A 17,725-nucleotide genomic window follows, 5' to 3' on the forward strand; every position below is an offset into this window, starting at 1 on the left:
ATAATATCATAAAAATTAGATTTTTTTTAGTATAATCAATTCCAATAACCCTAAAGACAAAAGGATATTTATTGGCATATAATTTAAAAAACACACTTGTTATTGGTATCTCAGCTACTGCACTATTTGATTTATCAAAAGAAGATAATTTATTTGCACAAGAATACAAAAACAATCCGGAAAATGCCATTCAAATGTACAGAGAGTATATGCTAAAAAATGAGAGTCAACCATTAGAAAAAGGCATTGGATATCCTCTTATTAAAGCTTTGCTAGATTTGAATAAGTATCAAAAAAAAGGTGATTCTCCACTTGTCGAAGTTGTGATAATGTCAAGAAACTCTCCCGACACTGGAGTAATAGTTTTAAATAATATAAAAAAACTAAATCTTAATATAACACGCTCTGCTTTTACTGCCGGAGAGTCAAGTGCAGACTATCTAGAAGCATTCGATGTTGATCTATTTTTAACGACAAATGAGTCTGATGCACAAAAAGTTATAAATAAAAAAGTATGTGCTTCTGCTGTTTTATCTACTCCTCCTGAATATAAATGTGATATACCAGATGGACAAGTCAGAATTGCTTTTGATGGAGATGCTGTTCTTTTTGATGAAACAAGTGAGCTAGTTTACAAGACGAATGGAATAGAAGCTTTTCATGAAAACGAGCACAACTCACAAGATATTCCTATGAATGAAGGACCCTTCGCATCTTTTTTAAAGAAATTGGCACGACTTCAAGAGAGACTTCCTATGAAAATGGAGCTTTCACCAGTTCGCATAGCTTTAGTTACAGCTAGAAATGCTCCATCAGATATTAGAGTAATTAAGACTTTAAGACATTGGGGAGTTTATGTAGATGAAGCTTTTTTTCTAGGTGGAATTGAGAAAAGTAAAATTTTAAAAGCTTTTAAAGCTCACATATTTTTTGATGATCAGGATGTCCATCTTAAAACATCATCATTAGTTGTACCCTGTGGAAAAGTGTTATATCCATCATCTTCCAAACTAAAAAAGAGTGTGATTTCGTAACAGTGCTATAATATTTTCTATTTTCTATTGTAAATAACAAAAAGTTATATTATAATAAACTCTAATTTATCACAAAATAATTATTATTTTTTGATATAAAAAAGGGTTATAAATGGTTACGAATAGTATTATAGTTGTAGAAGATGATGAAATTACAGCACTAAATCTGAATTTATCACTTCAAAAACATGGCTACAATGTAATTGCTGTTTGTGATAATGCTACTCAGGCAAAAAACAAGATTCAAGCATATAAGCCTGATCTTGTCATTATAGATATCTCTCTCGATGAAAGTAATGATGGAATAGAACTAGCTAAAGTAGTACGTCAAAAGCATAATATTCCATTTATCTTTCTAACATCTTATAGTGATGATGACATTATTGCTCAAGCAAAACTGACTGAACCGTATGGCTACATTGTTAAGCCATTTGATCCTAATTCTCTTCATGCAACCATTCAGATGGCTATTTTCAAGTATGAAATTGAAAACGAAAGAAAAGACAATATCGACTCACTAAAAGTTGATAAAATAAATTTAGAGAAGCTTCTTTACTCAAAAAGAGCTTCCGATAAACCTATAGTTCCTTTTGGCAACAATTACCATCTTGACATTAGCGTGTGTGAAACATTTTATAATGGAAAGAAAATAAAACTTACCAAAAAAGAGAATGCTTTTTTACGTCTACTTGTAGCACAACTAGGACTTGTTGTTAGTTTCGAGCAAGCTATGAACTATGTTTGGGATGAACATGGTGCAACAGAAAACAGCGTGAGAACTCTTGTTTGGAGACTAAGAAACAAACTTGAGACTGATATCATCAAAAATGCTTCAGGTATAGGTTATTATATAGAAGAATAAACTTCTAAAGAAAAGTTTTAAGAAATTTTTATTTCTTGAACTCTATCTCTAATATTTTCAAAAACTTCCATATAATTATATTCACTGTTTTGAGACTTCGCCATTTTCTCCATTTCACTGGCACTGTTTTGTAAAAATTCTATTCTAAAGTTTCCACTAGACCCTTTGATACTATGAGCTTTTAGTGCTATTTTCTTATAATCTTTTACTTTGATGGCACTCTCTAACTCAGGAATCTGCTTTTTCATCTTTTTTATAAACAGCGTTAAAAGCATAAGTAGCTCATCCTTACTAAGCATAAGCTCTTTTTCAAGCTTTTGTGAATCAAGTCCAGAGATTCTACTTTGAATATTTTTTACTTTTTCTTTTACTACTTTTTGTTCTGAGTTTACCTTTAGATAAAGTGCAAATACCCGTTCTAACTCTTTTAAGATTATAGGCTTGCCTAAAAATGAGTCAAATCCACTAAGGAGTCCTCTCTCTTTTGAACCTTTAATTACATTTGCAGTAAGTGCTGAGACAGGAGTATGTCTAAGTCCTCTTTCTCTTTCGTACTCTGCAATCTTATTAGTAGCTTCATTACCGTCCATGACAGGCATTTGCTCATCCATAAGTATCATATCATAGTTATTTAGTTTATAGAGCTCTACTGCTTCATAACCATTCTCTGCAAGATCAAAAGTAAGTCCATATTTTTGAAGTAGTATTTTAATCAGTTCTTGATTTGCTTCGTTATCTTCGGCTATCAGTACATGACCTACAAACTTTCTACTGACCTTATGCTTATGAGGAGAGTAAGTGTTAGGGTTTAGTAGTTCGTTAAATGTATCTCGTATCTTTGAGCAGTATAGAGGAAATGAAATCGAGGTTATATTATCATACTTGTCATATTCATCATTAGGCTTACTTACCATAGCTATGAACTTTTTATCTGAGTTTATTGTTTTTTTTATGAAATCTCTACTTACATCTTCTTCAACAAAAAGAGCAATATCAAACTCTGCATCTATAGAATCAATCATCACTGTATTCATTCCAAATACATCTGCATATCTTAAGAATGACTCCTCTTTATATGCATTTTTTGTCTCTTTTGAATAAACAGCAATTTTAAGAGTTTGAAACTCACTTACATCTTCATAGATAGGGCATATTTCACTGTGTGCATCTACTGGTACCTCCATCCAGAACTTACTCCCTTCACCATATGTCGACTCAGCATGAACACTTCCACCCATGTGGTGTGCTAACTGATTACAGATAGAAAGACCAAGTCCTGTTCCACCACAATTTTTATGCTCACTATGTTGAGCCTGTGCAAATGCATTAAATATATTTTCTATATCCTTCACTACAATCCCAACACCACTATCTCTCACACTAAGTTTTAGTACGCCCTCATGATTACTAGCCTCTACACTTATATGACCACCGTTTGGAGTAAACTTTATAGCATTACTTAAAAAATTAGACAGAATCTGCTTGATTCTAAGTGCATCTGCATACAACTCATTTGGAATATGAGGATCAATAAAAGAAGTAATAGTGATATCTTTAACATTTGCACTTGCAACAAAAAGTTCCATTGTATGACTAATCTCATCATGCAAAGAAAATATCTTTGGCTCAATTGTAAACTCACCGCTTCTAAGTTTTGAAAAGTCTAGAATATCATTGATAATACTTAGTAAATTTTCTCCACTATTAAGAATAATATCCAAATAATTTCTATGTTTTTTGGATACGTCTTCATTGATAAGAAGATTTACAAATCCTAAAATGGCATTTAGAGGTGTTCTAATCTCATGTGACATGTTTGAAAGAAAGTACTCTTTAGCTCTAGACGCTTTATCGGCTTCTAGTCTTGCGTCAATAAGCTTTTGAAAAATAGTATCTGTATAGTATTTTAAAATTCCTCTAAAGTTCTTATCAAATATATAAGAGATCTCATTTGCCATCTCTTTAGAATCAAGACCTTTATCATAAGCGAAGTCAATCATAGAACGACGAAAATGGCTACATATCTCAAAGAGTTCATCTGCACTAATCTCTCTATTTTTTAAATATGTAAGAAGGTTTTGCATGATAGGACAGTTTCCTATCTTGACTTCACCTGCTATAACTCCCATAAAGTAGTCAAAAACGCCATTAGCGTACTCTTTTAAAAAATAACTTTTATCTATATCATGAAGATTTAAAATCTTTTGTGGGGAATCATATGATAACCACTGAGATAAAATATTATTTTTATTATCTATAAATATATCTTGTGTCTTTGTTAAATTTGGTACTTGTGATTTCATCTATTTGCCTATTTTAATCTTTATGGGTTTACCAAAAAGTAAGATATTAATATTATAAGGGTTAATTTAATCAAAGATATAACTGTCGTTCCTATAATATTCCCAATCTGGCAACTTGTACACGATGTAAACTGCTTTCCTTCATACTGGGCATAAAAGAAATAAACTACCAAGAGCCCTAAAGCAGTATACGAAGAATAGAGTTGATAAGACCACATGCTTTCTAATGTTTGTGCGTTTGATATAAATAGAGAAACAACTACTAAAAGAGCCATCGCTATCATAATGATATTGATTGCTTTTAATAGATAGTCTCTTTTAAAAGTTGTTGGGCAACTCTCTGAGACTGCTATATCACTTCCAAAGTCAAGTTTTTTATCAAAGATTTTTCTCTCATCTTTTGAGAGCTTATTGATGAATGAAGATCCAAATGTATAGTCTATCTTTCTTTGAAGTAAGATTGCTTCATCACCAGTTGCCTTTAAACTATGTTGCTTAAGATTTCTATCTTCATATATTATAGAGATATTATTGTATCTCTTAACATTAGCACTCAATCCTGGAAAGTAAGCTGTTTTTTCTATAGTAGTTATTTTATCACTGCTGCTTATGATTCGAGGATTTATCAGTTCCAAAAAACCATCATCATCAGCCACAAAGGACATATCCCCTTTTTTAATTACAATTATGTTGTACATCTCACCTATTTGAAATGCTGCAAGTGCGTCAAGAGAATTTGCATGAATAGTATCTTTTAAATCTTGAATTATTGAGACTATTTCTTCATTAAATACTCTTACATCTGTTCCATACTCTACACTAGGTGATGTCGGATAAGTAATAACATCTCTTACCATTTAACCGCCTTATTATAATTTTTTAAAAATAGGATTTATCCTCTTTGGTTGAGGGTGATTGTCATACCCTCCAAAGATGGAGGGTTAAAGAATTAGTGACTTTTTCTAACCACTACTAGCATCTTAATGTTTATTATAATAAATCTAATAAACTGAAATATAACACAAGTTCTCATGAACTTAGCTACTGGACCAGGTGTCATTGTTGTAAAGTTATTACCATACGCTTTAATATTTTTTTCGCCATATTTTGACATTTAAATCTCCTTTAATTTATGTATGCTGATAATCCATTTATCCCTATTCTGGAATAAGTGTCCAGCCTGGCTTAAGCTCAGCTTTCCAAATAAATAAGTGATGAAGGATATGTTTAATCCAGTGACCTGCAAGACCAATTTCACCAAAAGTATAATCTGTATCACGACCAGTACCTGGATACTTCTCAAAATCTGGTACAACAGGATAAATAGTCATCGCAGCAGCCGTACCTGTGAAAATTCCTTTACCTGCAGATGCAACACAAGCAGCACCCATCTCAGCCATAGAAGCTTTATGTAATGGAGCATCTTCACCTTTTAGGATTCTGTCACAAATACTATGAGCAACAGCTTTACCCATAATACCTGAAGGCATACCTGTACGAGGTGGAGTTGGATTAATCGGAGTTCCATTTGGAGAACTCATTGGTTTTGAGATTGGATGTGGAGGTGCAAAAGCAATACCACAAGCAAACATATTCCCATAAGTTGGATTTTGATAAGTTGAAGGCCAATCACTAGCTTTCCAATTTTCATAAGCACCAGCAGCGTAGTTTGCATCAACTTTCATAAATCCATTTGGAGCAAATACTGTAGCTGTAATATCTTCACCAGTTTTGCTGTAAGCTTTTAGACCAACACCAGCAAATGGAGGGATTAACATTGAGAAATCAAAACTTTCTTCACCCATTGATCCATCAAGCAGTTCATAATGAATATTTCCAGACTCAACTTTATTTACGTGAGCACCGATAATCCAGTCAACATCACGTTCAGCAAATAGAGACTCTGCAAAAATTCTTGAACTTACAGCAAAACCCATAGCTTTCATATGAAGTCCACCAACACCAAAGTCACCCAAAAATGACTCATTTGATATCCACTTGATATCTGCCATATCACGAACACCAGCTTTTTTTAACTCATGCTCAATATTGAAAATATACTCAAATGCAGCACCTTGACAAGTACACATACCGTGACCAGTACCAATTAAGAATTTCTGACGCTCTCCAGCCTTCATTTTATCAATACATTTATTTAATTCTTCTGCCGCATGAACTGCGTGATCTGCTGTACAAACTGAAACAGTGTGCTCACCAAGACCATTTGCATCTCCAAGACCAGGAGTTGCAGCAAAGTTTAATTTAGGACCAGTTGCGTTGATTAAGTAATCATACTCAATATTTTCACTCTGTCCTTCTTTACCTTCTTCTGTAAACTCAATACTTACAAAAGGTTTGTCACCAGATTCATTTCCCTCTGGATTGATAGATACTGCTTTTGCTTGCTTGTAAGTGATACCAGCTTTTGCATACACAGGAGCTAAATCAAAAGTAACTTCTTCTTTAGACATTTGACCAACACCAACCCATATATTTGATGGAATCCAATTCCACTTTGAGTTTGGAGTAACTACAACAACTTCGTGAGATGAACCCAACCACTTTGCTGCAAAAGTTGCGGCTGTATGTCCTGAGACACCACCGCCTAAAACGACTAATCTTGCCATATATTCTTCCTCTTAAATAAAAGTTATGGTAAGGTTATCACAAGAATATCACATTGTTATCACAATAGAATTATTATTATACAAATAATAATTATATATTTCCATTATGTAAGATTGAAATCCCTTATTTTAGGCACTTATTAACTATATACAAATCATGTTAAATCTAAATATTAACTTTTTGATAAGAATAAAATAATTATTTTTTTTTATTAATTGTGTAAAAACGACACAATCAAACTTCTTCATCATGAATTATTTGTCATCTACTTTTAAGATTTTACTGATTATCTCATATGTATTTTTTGAAAGAGTAGACACAGCTAAAATACGTTCTAACTCTTTTTTCATCAATGCTTTATTTATATTGTTTAATCTCTCATATATTTTAAAGGCAGAAGCCAATCCAGATGCCATCTGTGGATTTATCTTATCTATCTCTATAATCTTATTTGCAATAAATAAGTAACCCTGTCCATCTATAGAGTGAAAGTGTTTGTAGTTTCTTGCAAAAACACCTATAAGTGAGCGAACTAAATTTGGAACTTTTTCATCATATACTTCGTCATTTTGCGAAGCTATTACACGCTCTAATGTCCCCTTCCTATGTGAAGCAGCGATAATAGAGAAATATTTATTCATTACTAATGTATCATCTTTGTATCTATTATAAAAGTCAGTTAGAGCTATCGCACCCTCTTCACTTGTAATATTTTCTAAGATATCTAGAGCAATTATTCTATCTGTCATAGTTAGAGACTCTTCATACTGATCTCTTGCCATATCTATCACTTCTCTACTCTCTAAAGTAGACAAAATTTTAAGAACTCTATTTTTTATAGCACGTTTGCCCATACTAACAGCATCTAACTCTTTGTTTTTAGGAATGTGGTTTTGTTTGTAAAGTTCTTGTAGCTTATCTTTGTATAAGCTTGCCAATTCACGTTCAAGTCTATCTTTAGCTAAATATATAGGCACAAAATCAACTACTTTTTGTCTTTGCATAAGAGTCGATACAGATGGCAGTTCTAAAAGCAATGCTTTATATGACAACTCAACATCTAAGTCTAAGATATAACTATATGCTCTAAGGAACTCTTCATCTATATTTCCAGTCTCCATCAGCTCTTCTAAAGTCTCTGTTGCAAATAATTGTGCTGATTCATACCTTACAAAACTGTTCTTGTCATGCTTCATTAAAAATGCATACTCTTTAGCAGTCTGCTCTATTATAACAGGAGCAGAGAAGTCACGATTTATAGAGAGATATGGTTTAGAATTGAGACCTTCAAATACAAACTCTTCTTTTGTCTTAGAGACTATAAGCACCTTATCAAGTATCTCTTCTCCATTAAGTCCAATAAGACCTATTTTTAGTGGAAAGTAATATGGTTTTTGCTCACTACCGTCAACTGCATTTGGAACTATCTGAGTTAAAGTAAGTTTATATATTCCTTTACGAAAAGACTCTTCAACATTTAACGTTGGTGTTGCAGATTGGTGATACCAAGTCTCAAATTCTGAAAGGTCAATTCCACTTGCCTTACTCATAGCCCATAAAAAATCATCTGTTCTTACTGCTTGACCATCAAAAGTATCAAAGTATAAGTCAGTTGCTTTTCTATAGTTTTCTTCGCCTAAAAGAGTGTGAATCATGCGAATAACCTCAGCACCCTTTTCATAAACTGTAGATGTATAAAAGTTGTTTATAGACATGTAGGAGTTTGGCTGAATCGGGTGAGCCGTTGGAGATGCATCTTCAACAAACTGTCTATCTCTGAGAGCTTTAACATCCTCAATGCGCTGAACTTCACGAGAATTTAAATCTGCTGAGAAGCATTGGTCACGAAATACTGTAAGCCCCTCTTTTAGAGTTAGCTGAAACCAGTCACGACATGTGATTCGGTTACCAGTCCAGTTGTGAAAGTACTCATGGGCTATAACACTCTGAATACCCATAAAATTTGCATCTGTTGCTCTATCTTCATCTGCTAAAACATAGTGAGAGTTAAAGATATTTAGTCCTTTGTTCTCCATAGCTCCCATGTTGAAACTATCAACGGCAACTATATTGTATATCTCCAAGTCATACTCACGTCCGTATTTTTCTTCATCCCAAAGCATAGACTCTTTGAGTGATTTCATCGCATGTGAACACTGAGACTCATTTCCTTTGTCACAGTAGATATTTAACTCAACTTCCTCTCCAGATGCTGTAGTGAACTCATCATTTACGCATCCTAAATCACCTGCTACTAAAGCAAAAAGATAAGATGGTTTTGGATGCGGATCATGCCATGTTGTTCCATGTCTGCCGTTCATAAAATCATGACAATTTTGCTTATTTCCATTGCTAAGAAGAATCGGATACTTATCTTTTTGTGCAATAACAGTAGTAGTAAATACACTCATAACATCAGGTCGGTCTAGATATGGTGTTATTCTTCTAAACCCTTCGGGTTCATTTTGCGTACAAAAGATTGAACCTGATTTGTAAAGTCCTTCTAATTCAGTATTGTTTTGAGGATAGATTTTGTTCTTGATTTTAAGAAAAAATGCGTCTGGAACATTTAGAATAGTTAGTTTTTCATCTTCAATAATATAATGAGTGTCATTTAGTTTCAAATCATTCAAATAGAGTTCTATAAGTTCTAAGTCCATAGCATCTAGACGTATATCATTTTCAGTAGAATCTAGCTTATTGATTTTCATAACATTTGTTACAATCGTAAAGTCTTCAGAAAGCTCAAAGTGAAGTTCACAACTCTTTATCTCAAACTCAGGTTTTTTATAATCTTTTAAATATATAGTTTTCATTTGGCTCATAATGCCTCTTTTTTTTGTTTTTATCATGATAGCATAAGAGTTTTAGTGTAAAATTACACCAAATAATTATACAAGGTAAATATTGTGAGTATATATAGAGAATATGACATCCGTGGCATCTACGAAAAAGAGTTAAATGAGCAGAGTGTTGTTCGTATAGGTTATGCACTAGCTTCTAAGATAGATGGTGATTATGTGGCTGTTGGTTATGACGCTAGAAGTCACTCTCCTATACTTTTTGAGTACCTTGTTCATGGACTAAATGCAGGCGGTAAAAAAGTTTTGGATATGGGCATGGTTCCTACTCCTGTAAACTACTTCACAAATTATCAAGAATGGGACGGTATTACGACATCTGCATCTATCATGATTACAGGTTCTCACAATCCTAGTGAATACAACGGTTTTAAAATCACAATAGACAAAGCACCTTTTTTTAGTGAAGATATTTACTCGCTTGGTCGTGAATGTGAAGCGATGGATTTTCCCGCTAAAGTGCAAAGAGATGTGACTAAGATAGATGCAGTTACAAGATATGTAGACTTTTTAGTGCATGAATTTCAACACTTAAAAGGCATGGATACTAAGATAGTTTACGACTGTGGAAACGGTGTAGCAGGTGTTGTAACTGAAGATATTTTCGCACAACTCTCTCTTAATACAAAAGGTCTCTATGTTGACCCTGATGGAACATTTCCAAACCATCACCCTGATCCATCTGATGAGCATAACTTAGAAGATGTAAAAAAACTTCTCTCATCTGATGGTGACATCGCTTTTGCATACGATGGAGATGCTGATCGCATCGCAGTCTTAACTCACAAGAACAACATTAAGGGCGATATGATGGCTCTTCTTTACTCTATGAAAATGGATAAACCGACTGTTGTCGGGGAAGTAAAATGTTCACAAGTTATGTATGATGAGTTAGAACGTCGTGGTGCTACTGCCATTATGTACAAAACTGGTCACTCAAACTTAAAAGTAAAAATGAAAGAAGTAAATGCAGACCTGGCCTGTGAAGTTAGTGGACATATATTTTTTAAAAACCGTTACTTTGGATATGATGATGCGATTTACGCAACCCTTAGAATGTTAGAACTGATTCATGATGGTATAGACCTAGATGCAGAGCTTGCAAAACTTCCAAAGGTTTTCTCAACTGAGGAGATAAAAGTAAAAACTACAGAGTCTGAGAAATTTAAAATCATAGATGCTGTAAAAGTTCTACTTAAAAATCCACCTACTTCATTTCCTACTATTAAAAACATAATTGATGTAGACGGTGTTCGTATAAACTTTGAAAATGGCTGGGGATTAGTCAGAGCGAGCAATACAACTCCTGTTTTAGTAACTCGTTTTGAGTCTACTTCAAAAGAGAGTGCAAAACTTTATGAAAAAGCTATAAACGATTTAATATTAGAAGCAAAAAAATCTTTATAACTTAATTTTGCGACATTTCTTCTTTTTGGATAATGTCTAAATAGTACTGGATAGAGTTTACATATCTCACAGGTTCATTTCCTCTGGCATATCCGTGTTTTAAACTTTTATAGTACTTTTTTTGTGATAAAAGAGGTAGAACTTTTTTCATATCATTCCACGAATATGGATTTTTGTTTAGTTTTCTAGCTAAAATCTGAGCATCATGGATATGCCCCATACCAACATTATATGCAGCAAGCGTAAAAGCCCAACGGTTCTTACCCTTTATCTCTGATGGAAGTCTTTTCTCTATCTTAGAGAGATACTTTGCTCCACCCGCAATACTCTCTTTTGCATTTAGTCTATCTTTTACACCCATCTGCTTCGCTGTTGCTTGAGTTAGCATCATTAAACCTCTAACCCCTGTATGACTCTTAGCTTTTGGATTCCAATGTGACTCTTGATATGACTGTGCCGCTAGTAAAAGCCATGGGATATTGTATTTCTTATCTGCTTTTTTAAAGTACTTCTCATACTTTGGCAGACGACTTTTTAGTCGTTTATAAAATACTTTTGTATCATAGTAGTCAAAGATGCCAAAAAATGAATAATAAAGACCCTTAAGTTCAACCATTTTACCAGAATTCTCATAAGCGTTTAACCATTTATCTAGACTCTCATTTACAGAGTTATCACCCTCTCTTAAAATCCATGCAAGATTCTTTTTCTCACTAAGAACTAGCGTTTTAGCAAGTTCGGGATAGTAACGCTGATTTATCATAAAAATATTTGAATCTACAACAGTACAGTCTATTTTTTGATCATGGGTGAGTTCTAGGAGCTGTTCTGTAGAGTACTTATCAGTTGAGTTAAAATCAAGACCTAGTACACTTCGAGAAAGTTTACCCATAGTTACTTCATAGCTTGTATCTTTTCCTACTACTATGTTTAATCCAACAAGGTCTTGCACATTCTCAGGTATAGTTCTTTTTTTATACATTGCGTTGTTACAGATAAGGTGTTCTTGTGTAGTATAGTATTGAGGACCAAATTTAAACTCTTTTGCTCTAGTAGGTGTCTCTCCAATAGATGCAACAGTAATATCTCCAAGCCCTTCTCTAGTCTTTTGAAGTGCTTCACTAACCGTGTAAACTACTGTTAAGTTGAGATCTACTCCTAATTTTTTTGCATAATCAGATATAAGCTCATACTCAAAACCTCTCTCTTTATAAGGACCTACATAGTAGACGGTAGGAGAGTTTAATATAACAACATCAAGTCGTTTTTTTTCTTTGATTTTTTCAAGAAGAGTAGTAGTTGGCTTAGGCTTAGAAATATTGACAAAGTACTCACTTGCCTGCCATGCGACAATAAAAAATAGCACCGCTATAACCAACTTAGGTTTATAGTTTTTCATTAATTACCTCTAAACCTAAGTCTATCTCAACTTCTAGTTTTACTCAATTTTACTAAAGCAAGACTAACTCTTAACTTAATTTCATAATAATCTTCATGTTTTTAAAGCAGATTTAGTTATAATCACTTCAATAATTTATTCATATAAATCAAGGAAAAAAATGAAAACCCACACTCTTTTAATGCCCCTAGACATGCATCTTCATCTTCGTGACGGTGTTATGCTTGAAAACGTTGCCCCACTTACTGCCTACAGTTTTAGCGGTGCTATCGTTATGCCAAATCTTGTTCCTCCAGTATCTACACTAGAAGATATTCAGGCATATAAAAAAAGAATTATGGCAGCAGTTCCAAATGATTTTTTTGAACCATATATGACTCTGTTTTACAAGAATTACGACAAAGCATTTTTAGAGAGTGTTGCAGGTGAGCTTACTGCTATAAAACTTTACCCTGCAGGGATTACAACAAACTCTGAGGGTGGCGTTTCATCTTTTGATATTGAAGAGATGCGCCCTACTTTAGAAGCTATGAGTGCTTTAAATATTCCTCTTTGTGTTCATGGCGAGACTGATGGTTTTGTTATGGATAGAGAAGCTGAGTTTATGAGTATCTATGAACTACTTGCATCTAATTTCCCAGATTTAAAAATCATTATGGAGCATATTACAACAAAAGAAGCTGTAGATATGCTTGAAAAGCACGATAATCTATATGCAACTATTACAGTTCATCATCTTCTTTTAACTCTTGATGATGTTGTTGGTGGGATGATGATGCCCCATAACTTTTGTAAACCTATAGCTAAACGTCCACAAGACTTAGATGCACTCCTTAGTATTGCACTAGAAGCTCATCCTAAAGTTATGTTTGGTTCAGACTCTGCACCACATCCACAAGAAAAAAAAGAGAGTTGCGGTTGTGCTGCAGGTGTCTTTACAGCACCTATCGCTCTTCAACTTCTATGTGAAATTTTTGAACAATATAACAAACTTGACAATCTTCAAGCCTTTATAAGTGACAATGCACAAAACATCTACGGAATCTGTCCAGAGTTTAAAGAAGTTATTTTAGAAAAAAGAGCATTTGTTATACCTGAGCACTATAGCAATGTAGTACCTATGTACGCAGGGCAAGCAATCAATTGGGCAATTGCGAGTGTTGACTAAAGTTTTACTTTTAGAAGATGATCTCCTTTTTGGAGAAACTCTCGTTGATTTACTAGAAGAAAATAACTTTGAAGTCACGCATGTCCCAAATGGGCAGAGTGCTATAGACGCTACTTACGAGCAAAAATATCATATCTATATACTAGATATAAATGTTCCTCTTATTGACGGTGTTACAGTTTTAAAAGAGCTTCGTGATGCAGACGACTCAACTCCTTCAATATTTTTAACATCACACAAAGACAAAGAGATGCTGACTCGTGGTTTTATGAGCGGAGCAGATGACTATATTACTAAGCCTTTTGACAATGATGAACTTATTCTTAGACTTCGTGCACTACTTAGAAGATGTAAATCCAGTAATGTAGAGTGTATTGACCTACTGTGTCATGATGAGATTCATCAACGTATTTTGTATGATGAAATAGAACTTGATTTTTCAAGAAAAGAGTATGCTCTTCTTCTACTTCTTATGAAACATGTTAATAACACTGTTCCAAAAGAGCTTATTAATAATGAGCTTTGGAATACTTCACAAACTGGAAGCGATGGTGCAATACGTGTTTACATTAACCGTATAAAGCAACTACTTCCACAAATGACAATTGAAAATATTCGCGGAATCGGCTATAAACTTGTTCCGTAATCTTCGCATCAGTATCTTCGTCTACTACTTCTTAACTGTAAGCGCATTTCTTGGGACTCTTCACTATTTTTTAGCAGTAGTTGAAGTTGAAAATATTTTTCTTCTAGCTATTGTGATGCTTTGTTTTAGTGCTCTTGGAGGGGTAATGATTTCAAAACTTGCAATAGACCCTCTCCAAGAGCATGTAACAAATCTGCAAAACTTATCAAAAGAGACTCTACATGAGCTAAACCTTCCCATAAGTACTATCATCACAAACTCTAATATGCTTAAAAAAAATATGCAAAGTGAGAAAGACCTAAAGAGATTAAACAGAATAAACATAGCTTGTAGTATGTTGCAAGAGAGATATAATGAACTAGACTATATGATAAAAAAACAGACTCTAAATGAGATAAAAGAGAACTTTATGCTTGATGAACTTATAAGAGAGAGAGTCCAGTTTTTAAAGCATATTTATCCACATATGGAGTTCACTTTAGAGCTTCAAACTACACAAATTATTAGTGATAAAATTGGCTTGGCTAAAGTCATTGACAACATCATTGATAATGCTGTAAAATACTCACCAAACAGTAATAAATGTGATATAACTTTAAATGACACTACATTATATATAAAAGATTGCGGTTGCGGTATGGATGAAGTAGAACTTATACGTATATTTGACAACTATTATCAATCTAATGATAATATGCGTGGCTTTGGAATAGGTCTTAGCATGGTTAAAAGATTTTGTGACACACAAAACATACAACTGAATTTCAAGTCTAAAGTAGACCATGGAACTACAGTACTACTAAAATTTAAGGACGATTAATGGAAGGCAATTTTTTAGCATATGCAGAAGATGCACTTGACTACGGTGTAATGGGAGTTTTAATACTTATGAGTATAATAACTCTATGGTTATTTATAGAGAGAATAATGTTTTACAAAAGTATTCGTTTTGATGACTATAATCATAGAGATGTATTGGAGATGGACTTAACTGACAACATCGGTGTTATAAGTGCTATCGGTGCGAATGCTCCTTACGTTGGACTTCTTGGAACAGTTGTTGGTATTATGATTACATTTTACACTATGGGTGATGTTGGAGCTGTTGATGCTAAAAAGATTATGATTGGTCTTGCACTTGCACTTAAAGCTACTGCTATGGGTCTTATCGTGGCTATGCCTGCCATTGTTGCATATACAATTGTTCTTCGAAAAGTAGAGAAAATATTAACTGCCTATGATGTGATTCAAGACACAAAAGAGAAGTAAAGATGGCTAGGTGTAAAAAACAACCCAAAAGATTTGATCAGATAAATGTTATTCCATTTATCGATATCATGCTTGTTCTTTTAGTTATGGTTTTAACTACTGCTACATTTATAAAACAAGGTGTTATCCCTATTGAACTTCCTGAAGCCAAAGCCTCTAAAAAAGAAGATCTCAAAAAAGAGATAAGCATTTATGTAAATGCTAAAGGTGAGATGTTTTATGAAAAAGAGAAAGTAGATGCTAAAAGGCTTGAAGCTAAACTCTCTCTCTTAGATAAGAAGCAGACTGTTGTTCTTAGAAGTGACAAAGAGTCAAGGTTTCAAGACTTTGTAACTGTTATGGATATATTAAAACGCTTAAAACACGAACAACTTTACATAGTTACTAAAGAGTAGCTACTTGTATGGTTTATCCATGAGCTTGATTTTAGAAGTCAGGCTCGGCTCTTCTTCGATATCTCTACTCTCTTGAGCAGTCTTACTCATTTTTGTATTAAAAACTTTTTTATCAATATCTTTGTTCTCTCTAAAAATTGTACTTGCTATAAAAAATAGCACCATAATTACAACAACACTTACATAAAATAAAATATAATTTTTAATATGACCAGATTCAAAAGGATTTTGCATTATTACTCTTTATTATTTTTTTGACTCTAATTATAGACTAAATAAGATAACTTATATTATTTTTATGCTAGTATATTTTAAATTTTTTTTAAGGAAACTACATGCAAACAACAACTTTTAATGGTACAACTGTAAACTTGGCAGGAAAGACACTTAATGTTGGCGATGCAGCACCAGCAGTAATAGCGACTGGAACGGATTTAAATGACGTAGAAATCGGTGGAGCAAAAGATAAAATTCAACTAATCATTACACTGCCTTCACTAGATACTGATACTTGTGCGGCTGAAACAAGAAGATTTAACGTAGATGTTAACAACTTGGATATCTGTGAGACAACTGTTATTTCAATGGACTTACCATTTGCAGCAGATAGGTTTTGTACAACTGAAGGTATTGAAAACCTAACTGTTGCATCTGACTATATTAACAAAGATGTTAGTAAAGCTTTTGGTGTTTTAATGGATGACAACAAACTAAAAGGTCTTAGTGCAAGAGCTATTTTTGTAATCGACAGAAGTGGTACTATTGTTTATAAAGAGATTGTTCCTGAAGTAACAGCTGAGCCAAACTATGAAGCTGCTCTTGAAGCTATCAAAGAAGCTAGATAATATTTAATTTTCTCTTTAGCATCTCAATAGATGCTAAAGATCTTTGTGCTCTTTAAAACTCTTGGCGCATAACTCATACCCAAAATCTACCACTTCTTTTGCTCTGTTAAACTCAAATATACCACATAAATTTTCCGGTACTGTAATTTCAATATCAGGAGGATAGGCAGAAAGCTTCATTCGTGCGATTGTGCTTTGCATAGTCTCAAAAGATTTATAAGCTATTGCATACATGCCATTTTTTGAAGTTATGGAGTCAGGAAGAGATACTTTGCCCATATACTCTCTTATCTTTTTAGAAAAAGAAAGATCTTCTTTTTCCTCTTTGAGAAATGATTCACTTAATGCTTTTCCACCAAGATTTACTGCAATAGTTAAATCTGTCGAGTCATGAAAAGTAGGAGCTATTGGAACAGGATTTAGAACTCCACCATCAACAAGCAGTTTTTTGTTGTTATATAGATAGGGAGTAAAAAAAAGAGGAAGAGATATAGAAGCTCTTATGGCATTTAAAAGTGAACCTTCATTTATCCACACCTCTTTTTGTGCATCTATGTTTGCTGCTACTGCCGTAAATTTTATAGGAAGATCCTCAATATTGTAATCACCGACCAACTCCTTCATCTTAGTCATCAGAGTCTCACCTGAGATAAGGCCACCAGAACCTTTAAAGTCTAAGAGTTTTAACATATCTATAACATTTATGTCTTGTATCCAGTCTACATAAACATCTAGTTTTCCAGCTGCATAGAAACCACCAATTAGAGCACCTATAGAACAACCGGAAATGGACTCTATCTCATAATTATTTTCTTCAAGCCACTTTATAACACCAACATGAGCCAGACCTCTGGCTCCACCACTACCCAAAACTAAAGAAACTCTTTTTTTATCCATTTTCTACTCTC

Annotated in this window: 17 protein-coding genes; 9 read left to right on the plus strand and 8 right to left on the minus strand. The window is 33.6% G+C overall.

Going from position 1 to position 17,725, the window contains the following annotated elements; translation table 11 throughout:
• Window positions 1-71: 71 nt before the first annotated feature.
• Together ACLHDE_RS10765 and ACLHDE_RS10770 are read left to right on the plus strand one after the other, a co-directional pair.
• Window positions 72-1,034, plus strand: a complete 963-nt coding sequence (locus ACLHDE_RS10765) for a 5'-nucleotidase (protein ID WP_415396418.1) — start codon at window positions 72-74, stop codon at window positions 1,032-1,034.
• Between the two features lie 112 nt (window positions 1,035-1,146).
• Complete coding sequence (locus ACLHDE_RS10770) at window positions 1,147-1,896, plus strand: response regulator (protein WP_415396419.1); 750 nt, start codon at window positions 1,147-1,149, stop codon at window positions 1,894-1,896.
• A gap of 17 nt (window positions 1,897-1,913) precedes the next feature.
• Here ACLHDE_RS10770 and ACLHDE_RS10775 read toward each other — a convergent pair whose 3' ends face one another.
• The 5 genes from ACLHDE_RS10775 to pepN form a co-directional block, all read right to left on the minus strand.
• Window positions 1,914-4,199: an ATP-binding protein gene (locus ACLHDE_RS10775; RefSeq protein WP_415396420.1), complete on the minus strand. Its 2,286-nt coding sequence runs from the start codon at window positions 4,197-4,199 to the stop codon at window positions 1,914-1,916.
• 20 nt (window positions 4,200-4,219) lie between these two features.
• Window positions 4,220-5,056, minus strand: a complete 837-nt coding sequence (locus ACLHDE_RS10780; protein ID WP_415396421.1) for a peptide deformylase — start codon at window positions 5,054-5,056, stop codon at window positions 4,220-4,222.
• A gap of 92 nt (window positions 5,057-5,148) precedes the next feature.
• Window positions 5,149-5,313 (minus strand): hypothetical protein, encoded by a 165-nt coding sequence (locus ACLHDE_RS10785; RefSeq protein WP_415396422.1) that lies wholly within the window; start codon window positions 5,311-5,313, stop codon window positions 5,149-5,151.
• 43 nt (window positions 5,314-5,356) lie between these two features.
• On the minus strand, window positions 5,357-6,826 hold the full coding sequence (locus tag ACLHDE_RS10790; protein ID WP_415396423.1) for an NAD(P)/FAD-dependent oxidoreductase: 1,470 nt from the start codon (window positions 6,824-6,826) through the stop codon (window positions 5,357-5,359).
• 255 nt (window positions 6,827-7,081) lie between these two features.
• Window positions 7,082-9,652: an aminopeptidase N gene (gene pepN / locus ACLHDE_RS10795; protein WP_415396424.1), complete on the minus strand. Its 2,571-nt coding sequence runs from the start codon at window positions 9,650-9,652 to the stop codon at window positions 7,082-7,084.
• A gap of 84 nt (window positions 9,653-9,736) precedes the next feature.
• Here pepN and ACLHDE_RS10800 point away from each other — a divergent pair, with 84 nt between their 5' ends.
• Complete coding sequence (locus ACLHDE_RS10800; protein WP_415396425.1) at window positions 9,737-11,095, plus strand: phosphomannomutase/phosphoglucomutase; 1,359 nt, start codon at window positions 9,737-9,739, stop codon at window positions 11,093-11,095.
• A gap of 1 nt (window position 11,096) precedes the next feature.
• On the opposite strand, the gene mltF is transcribed toward ACLHDE_RS10800, so the two are convergent.
• Window positions 11,097-12,494, minus strand: a complete 1,398-nt coding sequence (mltF, locus tag ACLHDE_RS10805) for a membrane-bound lytic murein transglycosylase MltF (RefSeq protein ID WP_415396426.1) — start codon at window positions 12,492-12,494, stop codon at window positions 11,097-11,099.
• Between the two features lie 160 nt (window positions 12,495-12,654).
• On the opposite strand from mltF, the gene pyrC reads away from it, so the two are divergent.
• The 5 genes from pyrC to exbD are packed head-to-tail and all read left to right on the plus strand — an operon-like array spanning window position 12,655 to window position 15,972.
• Complete coding sequence (gene pyrC / locus ACLHDE_RS10810) at window positions 12,655-13,662, plus strand: dihydroorotase (RefSeq protein WP_415396427.1); 1,008 nt, start codon at window positions 12,655-12,657, stop codon at window positions 13,660-13,662.
• Window positions 13,652-14,308, plus strand: coding sequence for a response regulator transcription factor (locus ACLHDE_RS10815; protein WP_415396428.1), 657 nt, complete (start codon window positions 13,652-13,654; stop codon window positions 14,306-14,308). The genes pyrC and ACLHDE_RS10815 overlap by 11 nt, the downstream gene beginning before the upstream one ends.
• Complete coding sequence (locus tag ACLHDE_RS10820; protein ID WP_415396429.1) at window positions 14,268-15,128, plus strand: sensor histidine kinase; 861 nt, start codon at window positions 14,268-14,270, stop codon at window positions 15,126-15,128. Before ACLHDE_RS10815 ends, ACLHDE_RS10820 begins: the two co-directional genes overlap by 41 nt.
• A complete protein-coding gene (exbB, locus tag ACLHDE_RS10825; RefSeq protein WP_415396430.1) occupies window positions 15,128-15,577 on the plus strand; it encodes a TonB-system energizer ExbB in 450 nt (149 codons plus the stop codon). The genes ACLHDE_RS10820 and exbB overlap by 1 nt, the downstream gene beginning before the upstream one ends.
• Before the next feature lie 2 nt (window positions 15,578-15,579).
• Window positions 15,580-15,972, plus strand: a complete 393-nt coding sequence (gene exbD / locus ACLHDE_RS10830; RefSeq protein WP_415396431.1) for a TonB system transport protein ExbD — start codon at window positions 15,580-15,582, stop codon at window positions 15,970-15,972.
• Here the strand turns inward: exbD and ACLHDE_RS10835 are convergent, their stop codons facing one another.
• A complete protein-coding gene (locus ACLHDE_RS10835) occupies window positions 15,973-16,206 on the minus strand; it encodes a hypothetical protein (RefSeq protein WP_415396432.1) in 234 nt (77 codons plus the stop codon).
• 101 nt (window positions 16,207-16,307) lie between these two features.
• Here ACLHDE_RS10835 and tpx point away from each other — a divergent pair, with 101 nt between their 5' ends.
• Window positions 16,308-16,817: a thiol peroxidase gene (tpx, locus tag ACLHDE_RS10840; RefSeq protein ID WP_415396433.1), complete on the plus strand. Its 510-nt coding sequence runs from the start codon at window positions 16,308-16,310 to the stop codon at window positions 16,815-16,817.
• Between the two features lie 33 nt (window positions 16,818-16,850).
• On the opposite strand, the gene ACLHDE_RS10845 is transcribed toward tpx, so the two are convergent.
• Window positions 16,851-17,714: a patatin-like phospholipase family protein gene (locus ACLHDE_RS10845; protein ID WP_415396434.1), complete on the minus strand. Its 864-nt coding sequence runs from the start codon at window positions 17,712-17,714 to the stop codon at window positions 16,851-16,853.
• Window positions 17,715-17,725 lie beyond the last annotated feature (11 nt).

The organism is Sulfurimonas iocasae (assembly GCF_047716755.1).
GTDB lineage: Bacteria > Campylobacterota > Campylobacteria > Campylobacterales > Sulfurimonadaceae > Sulfurimonas.